The 13,901-nt window shown below is 59.9% G+C and carries 15 protein-coding genes; 12 read left to right on the top strand and 3 right to left on the bottom strand.

Annotated elements, in window-relative coordinates; translation table 11 throughout:
- The first annotated feature begins 146 nt into the window (after positions 1-146).
- Entirely contained in the window at positions 147-1,031 is an 885-nt protein-coding gene (locus tag BLU48_RS03560) for a DMT family transporter (RefSeq protein WP_057023093.1), read from the top strand.
- A 33-nt stretch (positions 1,032-1,064) separates the two neighbouring features.
- Here BLU48_RS03560 and BLU48_RS03555 read toward each other — a convergent pair whose 3' ends face one another.
- Positions 1,065-1,925 (bottom strand): DMT family transporter, encoded by an 861-nt coding sequence (locus BLU48_RS03555; RefSeq protein ID WP_057023094.1) that lies wholly within the window; start codon positions 1,923-1,925, stop codon positions 1,065-1,067.
- Positions 1,926-2,346: 421 nt separating this feature from the next.
- On the opposite strand from BLU48_RS03555, the gene BLU48_RS03550 reads away from it, so the two are divergent.
- The 3 genes from BLU48_RS03550 to BLU48_RS03540 all read left to right on the top strand — a co-directional run bounded on the left by BLU48_RS03550 (position 2,347) and on the right by BLU48_RS03540 (position 5,476).
- On the top strand, positions 2,347-3,138 hold the full coding sequence (locus BLU48_RS03550) for a CPBP family intramembrane glutamic endopeptidase (protein WP_057023095.1): 792 nt from the start codon (positions 2,347-2,349) through the stop codon (positions 3,136-3,138).
- Positions 3,139-3,232: 94 nt separating this feature from the next.
- Positions 3,233-4,798, top strand: coding sequence for a methyl-accepting chemotaxis protein (locus tag BLU48_RS03545; protein ID WP_057023096.1), 1,566 nt, complete (start codon positions 3,233-3,235; stop codon positions 4,796-4,798).
- Positions 4,799-5,002: 204 nt separating this feature from the next.
- Positions 5,003-5,476 (top strand): hypothetical protein, encoded by a 474-nt coding sequence (locus BLU48_RS03540; protein WP_083348189.1) that lies wholly within the window; start codon positions 5,003-5,005, stop codon positions 5,474-5,476.
- Between the two features lie 141 nt (positions 5,477-5,617).
- Here BLU48_RS03540 and BLU48_RS03535 read toward each other — a convergent pair whose 3' ends face one another.
- Positions 5,618-6,307 (bottom strand): alpha/beta family hydrolase, encoded by a 690-nt coding sequence (locus BLU48_RS03535; RefSeq protein WP_057023098.1) that lies wholly within the window; start codon positions 6,305-6,307, stop codon positions 5,618-5,620.
- 79 nt (positions 6,308-6,386) lie between these two features.
- Here BLU48_RS03535 and ccoN (BLU48_RS03530) point away from each other — a divergent pair, with 79 nt between their 5' ends.
- The 8 genes from ccoN (BLU48_RS03530) to ccoP (BLU48_RS03495) all read left to right on the top strand — a co-directional run bounded on the left by ccoN (BLU48_RS03530) (position 6,387) and on the right by ccoP (BLU48_RS03495) (position 13,147).
- The gene (ccoN, locus tag BLU48_RS03530) at positions 6,387-7,811 is read left to right on the top strand and encodes a cytochrome-c oxidase, cbb3-type subunit I (RefSeq protein ID WP_046071707.1); all 1,425 of its coding nucleotides are present in this window, start codon (positions 6,387-6,389) and stop codon (positions 7,809-7,811) included.
- Between the two features lie 10 nt (positions 7,812-7,821).
- On the top strand, positions 7,822-8,430 hold the full coding sequence (ccoO, locus tag BLU48_RS03525; protein WP_057023099.1) for a cytochrome-c oxidase, cbb3-type subunit II: 609 nt from the start codon (positions 7,822-7,824) through the stop codon (positions 8,428-8,430).
- Between the two features lie 3 nt (positions 8,431-8,433).
- Positions 8,434-8,634: a CcoQ/FixQ family Cbb3-type cytochrome c oxidase assembly chaperone gene (locus BLU48_RS03520; RefSeq protein ID WP_043048991.1), complete on the top strand. Its 201-nt coding sequence runs from the start codon at positions 8,434-8,436 to the stop codon at positions 8,632-8,634.
- Complete coding sequence (ccoP, locus tag BLU48_RS03515; RefSeq protein WP_057023100.1) at positions 8,631-9,578, top strand: cytochrome-c oxidase, cbb3-type subunit III; 948 nt, start codon at positions 8,631-8,633, stop codon at positions 9,576-9,578. Before BLU48_RS03520 ends, ccoP (BLU48_RS03515) begins: the two co-directional genes overlap by 4 nt.
- 353 nt (positions 9,579-9,931) lie before the next feature.
- On the top strand, positions 9,932-11,374 hold the full coding sequence (gene ccoN, locus BLU48_RS03510; RefSeq protein ID WP_046071705.1) for a cytochrome-c oxidase, cbb3-type subunit I: 1,443 nt from the start codon (positions 9,932-9,934) through the stop codon (positions 11,372-11,374).
- Positions 11,374-11,982, top strand: coding sequence for a cytochrome-c oxidase, cbb3-type subunit II (ccoO, locus tag BLU48_RS03505; RefSeq protein ID WP_003193167.1), 609 nt, complete (start codon positions 11,374-11,376; stop codon positions 11,980-11,982). Before ccoN (BLU48_RS03510) ends, ccoO (BLU48_RS03505) begins: the two co-directional genes overlap by 1 nt.
- A gap of 5 nt (positions 11,983-11,987) precedes the next feature.
- Complete coding sequence (locus BLU48_RS03500) at positions 11,988-12,173, top strand: CcoQ/FixQ family Cbb3-type cytochrome c oxidase assembly chaperone (protein WP_005790274.1); 186 nt, start codon at positions 11,988-11,990, stop codon at positions 12,171-12,173.
- Positions 12,170-13,147, top strand: a complete 978-nt coding sequence (gene ccoP / locus BLU48_RS03495) for a cytochrome-c oxidase, cbb3-type subunit III (RefSeq protein ID WP_046071704.1) — start codon at positions 12,170-12,172, stop codon at positions 13,145-13,147. The genes BLU48_RS03500 and ccoP (BLU48_RS03495) overlap by 4 nt, the downstream gene beginning before the upstream one ends.
- 94 nt (positions 13,148-13,241) lie before the next feature.
- Here ccoP (BLU48_RS03495) and BLU48_RS03490 read toward each other — a convergent pair whose 3' ends face one another.
- Positions 13,242-13,658 (bottom strand): hypothetical protein, encoded by a 417-nt coding sequence (locus tag BLU48_RS03490; protein WP_124356231.1) that lies wholly within the window; start codon positions 13,656-13,658, stop codon positions 13,242-13,244.
- Positions 13,659-13,901 lie beyond the last annotated feature (243 nt).

The following is a 13,901-nucleotide window of genomic DNA, read 5'->3' as shown; positions in this document are numbered from 1 at the left end:
ACCTCGAGCGGGTAGCTGGAAGCCCAGAGCTTAGCCAGTGAACGGTGGCAGGAGAAGGAAGATTTTTCATGGGCCGCGGTACTTAGAGATTGTGTCGACCAAGACGCTGGGCAACACTCCCCGCCTGATTGGCGTAGGAGTTTTCCGTGAGACCTGTTGATACCCTCTACTTGCTGGGACTGGCGGCCATCTGGGGCGCGAGTTTCCTGTTCATGCGCATCATCGCGCCGGAAATCGGCACCGTGCCGACTGCGTTTTTCCGCGTGTCGATTGCCGCCGTGGGGTTGTTGGTGATCCTGGCGATGATGCGCGTGAGCTGGGATTTCCAGGGCAAGTTCAAGACGGTACTGCTGCTGGGCGTAATCAACTCAGGAATCCCGGCGACCATGTACTCGGTGGCGGCCCAGGTATTGCCGGCGGGTTATTCGGCGATCTTCAATGCCACCACGCCGTTGATGGGCGTGCTGATTGGCGGGCTGTTCTTCAGCGAACGCCTGACACCGTCGAAAGTCGCGGGGGTAGCCCTGGGGCTGCTTGGCGTAGCCGTGCTCACGCGTGCGGGGCCGGTGGCCTTTGATCTGCAATTGTTGATGGGCGCACTGGCGTGCCTGCTGGCGACCACCTGCTATGGCTTTGCCGGTTTCCTGGCGCGGCGCTGGCTGGATCAGCGCGGCGGGTTGGACAGTCGCCTGTCGGCCCTGGGCAGCATGCTGGGCGCTACATTGTTCTTGCTGCCGTTTTTTGCCTACAGCGCCATCAGCCAGCCACCGGCGAGCTGGGGCGGCTGGCAGGTATGGGCGTCGTTGCTGGGGTTGGGGCTGGTGTGCACGGCATTCGCCTACATCCTGTATTTCCGCTTGCTATCGTCCATTGGCCCGGTCAAGTCGATGACCGTGACCTTCATGATTCCGCCATTCGGTGTGTTGTGGGGCGCGTTGCTGCTGGATGAGCCGTTGTCCATGGCCCACCTGTATGGCGGGGTGTTGATTGCCGGGGCGTTGTGGTTGGTGCTGCGCCCGCAAAAAGGGTAGGAGCGAGCTGACTCGCTCCTACAGGGGTGGGTTTCAGTTTTTACGGAATACAAAGACCAAACCGACGATGATCAACAGCATCCCCAGCAGGCTCAACAGCGCCAGCCGGTTGCCGAAGATCAGGTAGTCCATCACCGCCGTCACCGCCGGCACCAGGTAGAAGAGACTGGTGACATTCACCAGGTTGCCCCGGGCGATCAGGCGATACAACAGCAGCGTTGCCAGCACCGACACCACCAACCCCATCCACAGCACCGGCAGGTAAAAGCTCGCATTGTGCTCGAAATGGAAGGGTTGGAACGGCACGAAAACCACGCACAACAACAGCCCGGCCAGGTATTGCAGCGGCAACGTGCCCAACGGATTGTCGGTGATGCGCTTTTGCATGATCGAGCCAAACGTCATGCTCGCCAGCGCCAGCAGCCCGAACAGCATCCCGGCCAGGGACATGCCTGCCAGCCCGATACCCTGGTACACCACCATGATCAACCCGGCCAAGCCCAACCCCAGGCCGAACAACCGGCGCCCGGAGCGCTGGCGCTCCATCAGCACCACGGTGAGGATCGGCTGTACGCCCATGATGGTGGCCATCACCCCAGGGGTGACTTTGAGGTCCAGGGCCAGCAGATAAAAAATCTGATAGGCCCCCAGCAGCACCAGGCCCGTCGACACCGCATACAGCATGGGCTTGCCGGGACGTGGCAGCTGCAACTTGAGGATTGGCACCAGCACCACCAGCCCGGCCAGGGCGATGGCAAATCGGATCAGCAGAAAGGCAAAGGGTGAAGCATGAGCCAGGCCCAGCTTGGAGAAAATCGCCCCGCTGCTCCACAGCAGGACAAACAGGCTCGTCGAGGCCGCCGCGGCCACGGATTGTTTCGAAATAACAGACATGAGTTACCACCTGTGTTCAGGCAAAAAAGCCGACTCGGTAAATACCGAATTTCAGTAGGTTTTTTCAGGTAGGCACAGGGCTACAGCGAACAGCTGGTCAGCCCGAAATGCCAACACCCGGCGGTGATACGACTGCGTACACCGGCGTGCTACTGACAGGTGGCGGGTAGTGACTGATCTGCGCAGGCTGCTTGGCGCCGCACGGCACGACCCCAGCGTTGACCGCTGAATCGACTACCGCTATGCGCTGGGAAGCTGGCATGTGCTGATCTTTTTGAAGGGATAAAGACGCGTCGACTATAACCACCCGCAAACTTACTTGGCAATCCTTTCCCTACAGCCTTTTTGCGTGGAGGAGTTTTCATGCCGCCGAACCAGGCCGCTCGCTATAATGCCGCCCAGTTTTTTCGAAGGATTTCACATGATTGCCCTGCCCTGGCTGTACCTCACGCTGCTTTCCATTGGCTATGTCGTGGCCTTGCTCTACGGCCAACTGGGCCTGTTGGCAGCAGTGTCCGTGGCGCTGCTGCTGGTGGCCGGTTACGCCGTACGCCAGCAACGCACCCCCTGGGCCCGCTACCTGGGCCACGGCTTGTTCATCGTCCTGGCCCTGGGCCTGGCGATGCACTGGCTACCGGGTTTCTACAACGGCCGGGGCATCGCCCCCCAGCGTTTTACCCCTGACGCCGTGCCCTTCTCGATGTACCTGAACCAAGACAAACCGCTGATCGGCTTCTGGCTGCTATTGGCCTGCCCATGGATTGTGGCGCGGCGGTCATTGCGCCTGTCGATCTGCGTCACTGCGCTGGCCCTGGCCCTGACCGCCATCGCCGCCCTGGGTGGCGCTGCCCTGATGGGCATGATCAGCTGGGCGCCGAAGTGGCCGGACCAGGCGTGGCTGTGGGTATTGAATAACCTGCTGCTGGTGACGCTGGTCGAAGAGGCGCTGTTCCGTGGCTATATTCAGGGTGGCCTGGGCCAGCGCTTCAAGCACCTGCCCTACGGCGAGAACCTCGCGCTGCTGCTGGCCTCGCTGTTATTCGGGCTGGTGCACCTCGGCGCAGGTTGGCAGTGGGTGCTGCTGGCGAGTATTGCCGGCGTCGGTTACGGCCTGGCGTATCGCTTCGGCGGACTGGGCGCGGCGATTGCCACGCACTTTGGCTTGAACCTGCTTCACTTCGGGCTGTTCACGTATCCGATGCTGGCCGGCTGAGCGTTAACCCGCTCGTCCGGATTGTTGCAAAAATAAGTTAAATAAATGCCCGCCATGACCGATAACCCCTGAAAGCCTTGCGGATTGAACAATCATGCGTAATAACCAACCCGTTACCCAGCGCGAACGTACCTTCCCCGCTCAGCAACGGTTGATCTCCACCACAGATGCCAAGGGTGTCATTACCTACTGCAACGACGCGTTTGTCGAAATCAGTGGGTTCACCCGCGACGAACTGACCCGGGCCCCGCACAACCTGGTGCGTCACCCGGATGTGCCGCCGGCGGTGTTCGCGCATATGTGGTCAACGCTCAAACAAGGCTTGCCATGGATGGGCATTGTCAAGAATCGCTGCAAGACCGGTGACCATTATTGGGTTAACGCCTACGTGACACCGGTCTTCGACGGCAACCAGGTGGTAGGTTACGAATCGGTGCGCATCAAGCCCACCGCCGAGCAGATCCGCCGGGCCGAAGCGCTCTATCAACGTATCAACCAAGGCAAGTCGGCCATTCCCCAGCGGGACAAGTGGCTGCCGGTGCTGCAGGACTGGCTGCCATTTATCCTGGTCAGCCAATTGAGCTTCATGATCGGCGCCACCCTTACGTCCCAATGGGGCTTCGCCTTGGCGGCGGCGCTGTCGGTGCCGTTGGGCCTGCTGGGCCTGAGCTGGCAGCAGCGCGGCCTCAAGCGTTTGCTGCGCCTGGCCGAGCAGACCACCTCCGACCCGTTGATCGCGCAGATGTACACCGACAGCCGTGGCGCCCAGGCGCGCCTGGAGATGTCGATCCTCAGCCAGGAAGCGCGTCTGAAGACCTGTCTTACACGCTTGCAGGACACCGCCGAGCACCTCAACGACCAGGCGGCACGCTCCAACACCCTGGCGCACAACAGTTCCAGTGGCCTGGAACGCCAGCGTGTGGAGACCGAACAGGTAGCCACTGCGGTCAACCAGATGGCAGCGACCACCCAGGAAGTTGCCAGCCACGTGCAGCGCACCGCCGATGCTACCCAGGAAGCCAACCGCCTGACCGGTCGCGGTCGCGATATCGCCGGGGAAACCCGCGAGGCGATCCAGCGGCTTTCGGTGGCCGTGGGCGAGACCGGCGTAACCGTCACCCAATTGGCCAAGGACAGCGATGAGATCGGCGGCGTGGTCGATGTGATCAAAGGCATCGCCGACCAGACCAACCTGCTGGCCCTCAACGCCGCCATCGAAGCGGCGCGTGCCGGTGAGATGGGCCGTGGCTTTGCCGTCGTGGCTGACGAAGTGCGTCAGTTGGCCCAGCGGACTGCGGAGTCCACCGGACAGATTCATACCCTGATCGCCAAGCTGCAAAACACCGCGGCTGCGGCCGTGCAAACCATGGACGCCGGGCATCGCCAGGCTGAAGAAGGTGTGGCGCGGGTGATGGAAGCGGACCAGGCGTTGGTGGGTATCAGCGAAGCGGTGGCGAATATCACCGACATGACCACCCAGATTGCTGCGGCTACCGAAGAGCAAAGCTCAGTGGCCGAGGAGATCAGCCGTAATATCAGCACCATTGCGCTGTTGGCGGATCAGACTTCGGAACAGGCGATGAGCTCGGCGCAGTTGAGTGAAGAGCTGACTCATACGGCGAATACGCAGTATTCACTGGTGGAGCGATTTAATCGCTGAATATGGCTACCAAGAAAAAATCCTCGATAAGCATCGGGGATTTTTTTTGCCTCCAGCATCAAGGTCAGCATTTGCCACACCCAAGCATGGCTGCCGTCAACTGTCACTTTTGACAGTAGATGAAGTCTGGTTCGGGGAGTAGTTTTCAACAAACAAACTTGACCCCCAATGGGTCTTTATCGTTTGACTGAGAAGGAGTTCATCATGAGCACATATGACATCTACATCCCACCAGCCACTCATCGCCAGAGCGATGAGTATTTTAAATGGAAAATTGGCAACAATCCTGAGACGGAGGCGGAGCGCTTGGAATTTGGCTTGAGCAAAGATACGCCAACCCACCGCTGGCTATTGTCGGGAATAATCGGAAGAACCGATAAACAAAACTATTATTCTTTTTCATTTCGGATTCCTTATATAAATGAAGACCCGATAGATCGGACTTACACACTTGCAAATGGCTTGTTGTTTTCCCATGCTCACAGCATCCCTCCGGTCGATGGCTGGGACGGTGTTCGCGTCATCCAAGCCGAGCGGGCCGAGGTCCATATCAAGCTTGATCCGCGTGCCGGTACGACTGAAGGAACCTTCTCCGCACGTTTCATAGTAGACGGCCTTCCTCTTGAACCCGAAGGAAGCTTCAATATGATCAGAGATGATGTACCAAACCGGCTTTGAAGTTATCAACCCACTGGATCAATCCTGTTGGCTATGTATAACCGTAGAAGCAGAGTAACAGCAGCAAACAGCTTTTATTGCACAGGTGCTCGTCGAGCGATGTAACTCAGCGAGCACCGCCAAACTTGCCCCACCTGAAAATCAACGCCGCAGATATTCAACAACCTTGAGTGCCGCAACCTCCAGATGCTGCTCATGACTGAACCCTGAAGCCTTCAACGGCTTCAAGTCATGATCCCCTGCCATCAGCCACATCACCTCGATGCCCGGCGACAAGTCATAACCCTCCACCGCCGCCCGATTGCCCAGCGCATCGCGCTCGCCCTGCACAATCAATGTCGGTGTCTTCAACTCCGCCAGATGCTCAACCCGTGGCTTCTGCGGTTTACCCACTGCATAAAACGGATAACCCAGGCACACCAAGCCATCGGCCCCCAACTCGTCGGCGACTAAACTCGCCATGCGCCCGCCCATGGACTTGCCGCCAATCGCCAGCTTCCCAGCGACATGACGTCGCACCTCGCCATACACCTCGCGCCAGCACTCCAACAGTTTCGGCGCCGGGTTCGGCGGGCGCTTGCCGCCGTCCACACGGCGCTGGGCCATGTACGGAAACTCGAAGCGCAATACGTTCACGCCATGCCCGGCAAGGCGTGTAGCCATGTCATCCATGAACGCCGAGTCCATCGGCGCGCCGGCGCCATGGGCCAGGATCAGGGTAACCGGCTCGCCCGAAGCCGTGCCCGTGGCGACATCCCACAGCCAGCCGCGTTCGCGCACACACTGCGCCCATTGATCCCCGTCAATACTGGCCTTGTGCTCTTTGCCCATGCTTGCCTCGCTTTTTAGTCTGCCTATAACTCCAGCCCAAGTGCCGCATCTGCTTGGGTTGAACCGTGGATGGGGAACCATGAACACTACTTTAAGTACCGCCTATAACTACAAGGTGGTCCGCCAATTCGCCATTATGACGGTGGTGTGGGGCATCGTCGGCATGGGGCTCGGGGTTTTTCTCGCCGCCCAATTGGTTTGGCCTGCGCTCAATTTCGATTTACCTTGGACCAGCTTTGGAAGACTGCGCCCGTTGCACACCAACGCGGTGATCTTTGCCTTTGGGGGCTGCGCGCTGTTTGCCAGCTCGTTCTACTCGGTGCAGCGCACCTGCCAGACCCAGCTGTTCGCGCCAAAACTGGCAGCGTTCTGCTTCTGGGGCTGGCAGCTGGTGATCCTGCTGGCTGCGATCAGCTTACCGCTGGGCTACACCAGCTCCAAGGAATACGCCGAGCTGGAATGGCCGATCGACATCCTCATCACCATCGTCTGGGTCGCCTACGCCATTGTGTTCTTCGGCACCGTGGCCAAGCGCAACACCAAGCATATCTATGTGGGTAACTGGTTCTTCGGCGGGTTTATCCTCACCGTGGCGATCCTGCACATCGTCAACAACCTGGAAATCCCGGTCAGCCTGACCAAGTCCTACTCGCTGTACGGCGGTGCGACGGATGCCATGGTGCAGTGGTGGTATGGGCATAACGCTGTGGGCTTTTTCCTCACCGCGGGCTTCCTGGGGATGATGTACTACTTCGTGCCGAAACAGGCCGAACGTCCGGTGTATTCCTATCGCTTGTCCATCGTGCACTTCTGGGCGCTGATCACCCTGTACATCTGGGCGGGTCCCCACCACTTGCACTACACCGCGCTGCCGGATTGGGCGCAGTCCCTGGGCATGGTGATGTCGCTGGTGCTGCTGGCCCCTAGCTGGGGCGGCATGATCAACGGCATGATGACCCTCTCGGGCGCCTGGCATAAGTTGCGCAGCGACCCGATCCTGCGCTTCCTGGTGGTGTCCCTGGCGTTCTACGGCATGTCGACCTTTGAAGGCCCGATGATGGCGATCAAGACCGTCAACGCCCTCTCCCACTACACCGACTGGACCATCGGCCACGTACACGCCGGTGCACTGGGCTGGGTAGCGATGATCTCCATCGGCGCGCTGTACCACATGATCCCGAAAGTCTTCGGTCGCGAGCAGATGTACAGCCTCGGCCTGATCAACGCGCACTTCTGGCTGGCCACCATCGGCACCGTGCTCTACATCGCCTCGATGTGGGTCAACGGCATCGCCCAGGGCCTGATGTGGCGTGCAGTCAACGAAGACGGCACCTTGACCTACTCCTTCGTCGAAACCCTGGTGGCCAGCCACCCAGGCTTCATCGTGCGGCTGGTGGGCGGTGCGATCTTCCTCACCGGCATGTTGCTGATGGCTTACAACACGTGGCGCACCGTGCGTTCGGCGCAACCTGCCGAAGTCACCGCCGCAGCGCAGATGGCCTGAGGAGTCGATGATGAAACACGAAACGATTGAAAAGAACGTCGGCCTGCTGATGCTGCTGATGGTGCTCGCCGTGAGCATCGGCGGCCTGACCCAGATCGTCCCGCTGTTCTTCCAGGACGTGACCAACAAACCGGTGGAAGGCATGAAGCCCTACACCGCATTGCAATTGGAAGGCCGCGACATCTACATCCGCGAAGGGTGCGTGCAGTGCCACTCGCAGATGATCCGCCCGTTCCGCGCCGAGACCGAACGCTACGGTCACTACTCGGTGGCAGGCGAAAGCGTGTGGGACCACCCGTTCCTGTGGGGCTCCAAGCGCACCGGGCCTGACCTGGCCCGCGTCGGCGGGCGCTACTCGGACGACTGGCACCGCGCGCACTTGTACAACCCGCGCAACGTAGTACCGGAGTCGAAGATGCCGGCCTATCCATGGCTGGTAACCGCCGCCGTCGACAGCAGCCATACCGAGACCAAGTTGAAGGTGATGCGCACCCTCGGCGTGCCCTACACCGACGACGACATCAATGGCGCGGTCGCCAGCCTCAAGGGCAAGACCGAGATGGACGCGCTGGTTTCCTACCTGCAAGTGCTCGGCACTGCCATCAAGAGCAAGAGGTGAGCCATGGGATTTGAATTCGATGCAGGCACCATCCGCGGCCTAGGCACGCTGGTGGTCGCTATCGCCTTTATCGGCCTGTCGCTGTGGGTGTTCAGCCCACGGCGCAAGTCGGAGTTTGACGATGCGACCATGCTGCCGTTTGCCGATGAACCCTCCCCAACCGACGCTCAAGCAGAGCCAGCAACAAGGAGCACTCGGCCATGACCACCTTCTGGAGTACATGGATCTGCGTTCTGACCCTCGGCAGCCTGATTGGCCTGACCTGGCTCTTGGTCGGCACCCGCAAGGGCGAAACCAAGGGCAGCGTCGACCAGACCATGGGCCACGCTTTCGACGGTATCGAGGAATACGACAACCCGCTGCCTCAGTGGTGGTTCATGCTGTTCGCCGGCACCCTGGTGTTTGCCGTCGGCTACCTGATCCTCTACCCGGGCCTGGGCAACTGGAAAGGCGTGCTGCCGGGTTATGAGGACGGCTGGACCCAGACCAAGGAATGGGACAAGGAAATGGCCAAGGCCGACGCCAAGTTCGGGCCGATCTTCGCCAAATTCGCGGCGATGCCCGTGGAGGAAGTCGCCAAGGACCCGCAAGCGTTGAAGATGGGCGGCCGCCTGTTCGCCTCCAACTGCGCGGTGTGCCACGGCTCGGATGCCAAGGGAGCCTATGGTTTCCCGAACCTGGCAGACAGCAACTGGCGCTGGGGCGGTTCGGCCGAAGCGATCAAGGCCACCATCATGGCCGGTCGCCATGCAGCCATGCCGGCCTGGGGTGAAGTGCTGGGTGAGGACGGCGTGAAGAACGTCGCTGCCTATGTGCGCCACGACCTGGCCAAGCTGCCCTTGCCAGCGGACAACACCGCCGACCTGGCCGCCGGCCAAGCCGCATTCAGCACCACGTGCGTGGCCTGTCACGGCCCACAAGGCCATGGCGTGGAAGCCATGGGCGCGCCGAACCTGACCGAGCCAAGCGGGTTTATCTACGGCACCAGCCTGGCGCAGTTGCAGCAGACCATCCGCCATGGTCGCCAGGGCCAGATGCCGGCCCAGGAAGTGCTGCAGGGCAATGACAAGGTGCATCTGCTGGCGGCGTACGTGTATAGCCTGTCCCATAACGCTGATGGTGCAACGCCAGACAGCCAACCTCAGTAAGCGCTCTATCTGTGGCGAGGGAGCAAGCTCTCTCGTCACATGTTCAAGTCGCGACCAAGTGTCGCACCCTCGCAACACCCAGCTTTCCCCCCCTCATATTCGGGTCTACGCTTGTTCCCACAGTGGAGCAATTCTGGCGTAGGCGACGGTATCCGTTGCGCCCCCTAAAATTCCTGTCCATTTGATCAGCTTTATATTTCGGATTTAATCCTTACGCCAAACATGGAAAGGGCGCAGAATCTGGCGTGGGACGCATTGATACAGGTCAGCCATTGCGTTGCAATGGCCCCTCGCTTTCTACATACTTGCGACCGATTTTACCTATAAAAAAACCTAAACCGTGGAACCTTAGAATGAGCACAGCAATCAGTCCGACTGCTTATAACTATAAGGTAGTCCGCCAGTTCGCCATCATGACGGTGGTCTGGGGGATCCTTGGCATGGGGCTCGGGGTGTTCATCGCCTCGCAACTGGTCTGGCCGCAATTGAATTTCGACCTGCCATGGACGACCTTCGGTCGCCTGCGCCCGCTGCACACCAACCTGGTGATCTTTGCCTTCGGTGGATGTGCGTTGTTTGCCACGTCCTACTATGTCGTGCAGCGTACCTGCCAGACCCGCCTGATCTCCGACAGCCTGGCTGCCTTCACCTTCTGGGGCTGGCAGGCGGTCATCATCGGCGCCATCATCAGCCTGCCCCTGGGCTACACCACCACCAAGGAATACGCCGAGCTGGAATGGCCGATTGCGATTTTGCTCGCAATTGTCTGGGTGACCTACGCAGTGGTGTTCTTCGGCACCATCGTCAAGCGCAAGACCAAGCACATTTACGTGGGCAACTGGTTCTACGGGGCATTCATCCTGGTCACGGCGATGCTGCACATCGTCAACCACGCGTCCTTGCCGGTCAGCCTGTTCAAGTCCTACTCGGCCTACTCGGGTGCGACGGATGCGATGATTCAATGGTGGTACGGCCATAACGCCGTAGGCTTCTTCCTCACCACCGGTTTCCTCGGCATGATGTACTACTTCGTGCCGAAACAGGCCGAGCGCCCGATCTACTCCTATCGCCTGTCCATCGTGCACTTCTGGGCGCTGATCACCCTGTATATCTGGGCCGGTCCTCACCACCTGCACTACACCGCGCTGCCGGACTGGGCACAATCGTTGGGCATGGCGATGTCGATCATCCTGCTGGCCCCAAGCTGGGGCGGCATGATCAACGGCATGATGACCCTCTCGGGCGCCTGGCATAAGCTGCGCACCGACCCGATCCTACGTTTCCTGGTAGTGTCCCTGGCGTTCTACGGCATGTCGACCTTCGAAGGGCCGATGATGGCCATCAAGACGGTCAACTCGCTGTCCCACTACACCGACTGGACCATCGGCCACGTACACGCCGGTGCACTGGGCTGGGTGGCGATGATTTCCATCGGCGCGCTGTACCACATGATCCCCAAACTGTTCGGCCGCGTGCAGATGCACAGCGTCGGGCTGATCAATGCGCACTTCTGGCTGGCCACCATCGGTACCGTGCTCTACATCGCCTCGATGTGGGTCAACGGCATCACCCAGGGCCTGATGTGGCGTGCGATCAACGATGACGGCACCCTCACCTACTCCTTCGTCGAAGCGCTGCAGGCCAGCCACCCGGGCTTTATCGTGCGGGCCCTGGGCGGAGCGTTCTTTGCCAGCGGCATGCTGTTGATGGCCTACAACGTCTGGCGCACCGTGCGTGCCTCTGACCCTGTAGAAGCCGAAGCCGCCGCCAAGATCGCCGTTGTGGGAGCCCACTGATGAAGCATGAAGTAGTCGAGAAGAATATCGGCCTGCTGGCCTTCTTCATGGTCATCGCCGTGAGTATCGGCGGCCTGACCCAGATCGTTCCGCTGTTTTTCCAGGACGTGACCAACAAGCCGGTCGAAGGCATGAAGCCACGCACCGCCCTTGAACTGGAAGGCCGCGACGTCTACATCGCCAACGGTTGCGTGGGCTGCCATTCGCAGATGATCCGCCCATTCCGCGCCGAAACCGAACGCTACGGCCACTATTCGGTCGCCGGTGAAAGCGTGTGGGACCACCCGTTCCTGTGGGGGTCCAAGCGCACCGGCCCGGACCTGGCCCGTGTTGGCGGGCGTTACTCCGATGACTGGCAGCGCGCGCACTTGTACAACCCGCGCAACGTGGTGCCTGAGTCGAAAATGCCGGCGTACCCGTTCCTCGTGGAAAACAAGCTCGACGGCAAGGACACCGCGAAGAAGATGGAAGTCTTGCGCACCCTGGGCGTGCCCTACACCGACGAAGATATCGCCGGTGCAGCCGCCGCCGTGAAGGGCAAGACCGAAATGGACGCATTGGTGGCCTACCTGCAAGGCCTTGGCACCATCATCAAAAGCAAACGGTGACCTACATGGATATCGGGATGATTCGTGGCCTGGGCACCGTTGTGGTGATGGTGGCCTTTGTCGGCCTGGCGTTGTGGGTGTTCAGCCCGCGGCGCAAGTCGGAGTTTGACGACGCGACCATGCTGCCCTTTGCGGATGACCCCGAAGCCATCAAGCACGTCGAGCAAGCTTCTAGGAGTAACAAAGAATGACTACGTTCTGGAGTCTGTACGTCACAGTCCTCAGTCTGGGTACCATCTTCGCCCTGACCTGGCTGCTGCTGTCGACCCGCAAGGGCCAGCGCACCGAGCAAACGGACGAGACCGTCGGCCACTCGTTCGATGGCATCGAGGAGTACGACAACCCACTGCCCAAATGGTGGTTCATGCTGTTTGTCGGCACCATCGTCTTTGCTCTTGGCTACCTGGTGCTGTACCCCGGCCTGGGCAACTGGAAGGGCTTGCTGCCGGGTTACAACTACCTCGATAACGACAAGCAAACCGCTTTCGCCAACGGCCAGACCGGCTGGACCGGTGTGCATGAGTGGGAAAAAGAAATGGCCAGGTCGGACGCCAAGTTCGGGCCGATCTTTGCCAAATTTGCCTCGATGCCCATTGAAGAAGTTGCCAAGGACCCGCAAGCCTTGAAGATGGGCGGCCGCCTGTTCGCCTCCAACTGCTCAGTGTGCCACGGCTCCGACGCCAAGGGCGCGTACGGCTTCCCCAACCTGACCGACGCCGACTGGCGCTGGGGCGGCGAGCCGGAGACCATCAAGCAAACCATCATGCAAGGCCGCCACGCGGTGATGCCAGGCTGGGCCGAAGTCATCGGCGAGCAAGGGGTGGCTGACGTCGCGGGCTTTGTGGTGACCAACCTCGACGGCCGCAAGCTTCCGGAAGGCGCCAAGGCCGACGTAGCCAACGGTGAGAAACTCTTCGCCGCCAACTGCGTGGCCTGCCACGGTCCGGCCGGTAAAGGCACGCCTGCAATGGGCGCGCCGGACCTGACTCATCCGGGGGCGTTTATCTACGGTTCGAGCTTTGCCCAGCTGCAGCAGACCATTCGCTATGGTCGCCAAGGCCAGATGCCGGCGCAGGAGCAACTGCAAGGGAACGACAAGGTGCATTTGCTGGCGGCTTATGTGTACAGCTTGTCCCATGGGGATAAGAAGGCTGAAGAACAGTAAAACCCGAAAACAACAAAGCCCCGCGCAGTGAAAACTGGCGGGGCTTTTTTGTAGATGGCTGTTACAACTACCTGTTAATGCTAAGCAGCGGCCTTTATCGAGCGTCCGGGCCGGCAGTTCTTTCCTCATGCTCAGTGAACAGCGCATCCTGGTAATTATGGATATCCTGCCGATCAAACTTGCGGTCACTCTCACCTTTTTCGTCCAAGTCCAGGGAAGCCGCGAAGCCAGCGCGGTTGAGGACTTCAAAAACCAGCACCTGGTCCGCCAAGGTAAATTGATTGCCGGCCAGCCCCAGGGCTATGTATTGCAAATAATCCAGCGTCAAAAAACCCGGGTTGTCAGGATCCACAAACCGATCAAAGTTGTCCCTCAAGGTCTTCGCTAACTCATAGCGGTCGAGGCTGGCGTAAAGACTGGACATCTCATGCAGCGTTGCACGCGTCACGTTAGCAGGCAGCGGCGCAGGGCCTGGAACGTTATACGTCGGCGGATTTGGAACAATAATCACGTGGTCACCTCATTGGTATGTAATCCCCCACCATGGTCGTTGGGGTGAAACCTGAGTGTTGATTTTCGCCGCTCAGTTCCTGCACATACCTGCCAGCCTTGCACCATTGCAGTACACCATCCGTTAGGTCCGCCAGTAGTAAAAACGGGCGAGGCTTTGTTGCTTGCCTGCCGCGATCTTTCCAGGGAGAAACACGCCACCACTCGCAGCCCCCTGTCTTGCCCCGCGCATCCACCAAGTAGT

The organism is Pseudomonas synxantha, assembly GCF_900105675.1.
Lineage (GTDB): Bacteria > Pseudomonadota > Gammaproteobacteria > Pseudomonadales > Pseudomonadaceae > Aquipseudomonas > Aquipseudomonas synxantha.
Note: the sequence above shows the minus strand (reverse complement) of the source record. Positions and strands in the feature narration are given on the sequence as shown.

What these genes read in the sequence shown, in the direction of transcription:
- BLU48_RS03545 (WP_057023096.1), top strand. Translation starts at nt 3,233, where the DNA reads ATGCGTAATAACCAACCCGTTACCCAGCGCGAACGTACCTTCCCCGCT.
- BLU48_RS03550 (WP_057023095.1), top strand. Translation starts at nt 2,347, where the DNA reads ATGATTGCCCTGCCCTGGCTGTACCTCACGCTGCTTTCCATTGGCTAT.
- ccoN (WP_046071707.1), top strand. Translation starts at nt 6,387, where the DNA reads ATGAACACTACTTTAAGTACCGCCTATAACTACAAGGTGGTCCGCCAA.
- BLU48_RS03540 (WP_083348189.1), top strand. Translation starts at nt 5,003, where the DNA reads ATGAGCACATATGACATCTACATCCCACCAGCCACTCATCGCCAGAGC.
- ccoP (WP_057023100.1), top strand. Translation starts at nt 8,631, where the DNA reads ATGACCACCTTCTGGAGTACATGGATCTGCGTTCTGACCCTCGGCAGC.
- BLU48_RS03500 (WP_005790274.1), top strand. Translation starts at nt 11,988, where the DNA reads ATGGATATCGGGATGATTCGTGGCCTGGGCACCGTTGTGGTGATGGTG.
- ccoN (WP_046071705.1), top strand. Translation starts at nt 9,932, where the DNA reads ATGAGCACAGCAATCAGTCCGACTGCTTATAACTATAAGGTAGTCCGC.
- ccoO (WP_057023099.1), top strand. Translation starts at nt 7,822, where the DNA reads ATGAAACACGAAACGATTGAAAAGAACGTCGGCCTGCTGATGCTGCTG.
- BLU48_RS03535 (WP_057023098.1), bottom strand. Translation starts at nt 6,307, where the DNA reads ATGGGCAAAGAGCACAAGGCCAGTATTGACGGGGATCAATGGGCGCAG.
- BLU48_RS03555 (WP_057023094.1), bottom strand. Translation starts at nt 1,925, where the DNA reads ATGTCTGTTATTTCGAAACAATCCGTGGCCGCGGCGGCCTCGACGAGC.
- ccoP (WP_046071704.1), top strand. Translation starts at nt 12,170, where the DNA reads ATGACTACGTTCTGGAGTCTGTACGTCACAGTCCTCAGTCTGGGTACC.
- ccoO (WP_003193167.1), top strand. Translation starts at nt 11,374, where the DNA reads ATGAAGCATGAAGTAGTCGAGAAGAATATCGGCCTGCTGGCCTTCTTC.
- BLU48_RS03520 (WP_043048991.1), top strand. Translation starts at nt 8,434, where the DNA reads ATGGGATTTGAATTCGATGCAGGCACCATCCGCGGCCTAGGCACGCTG.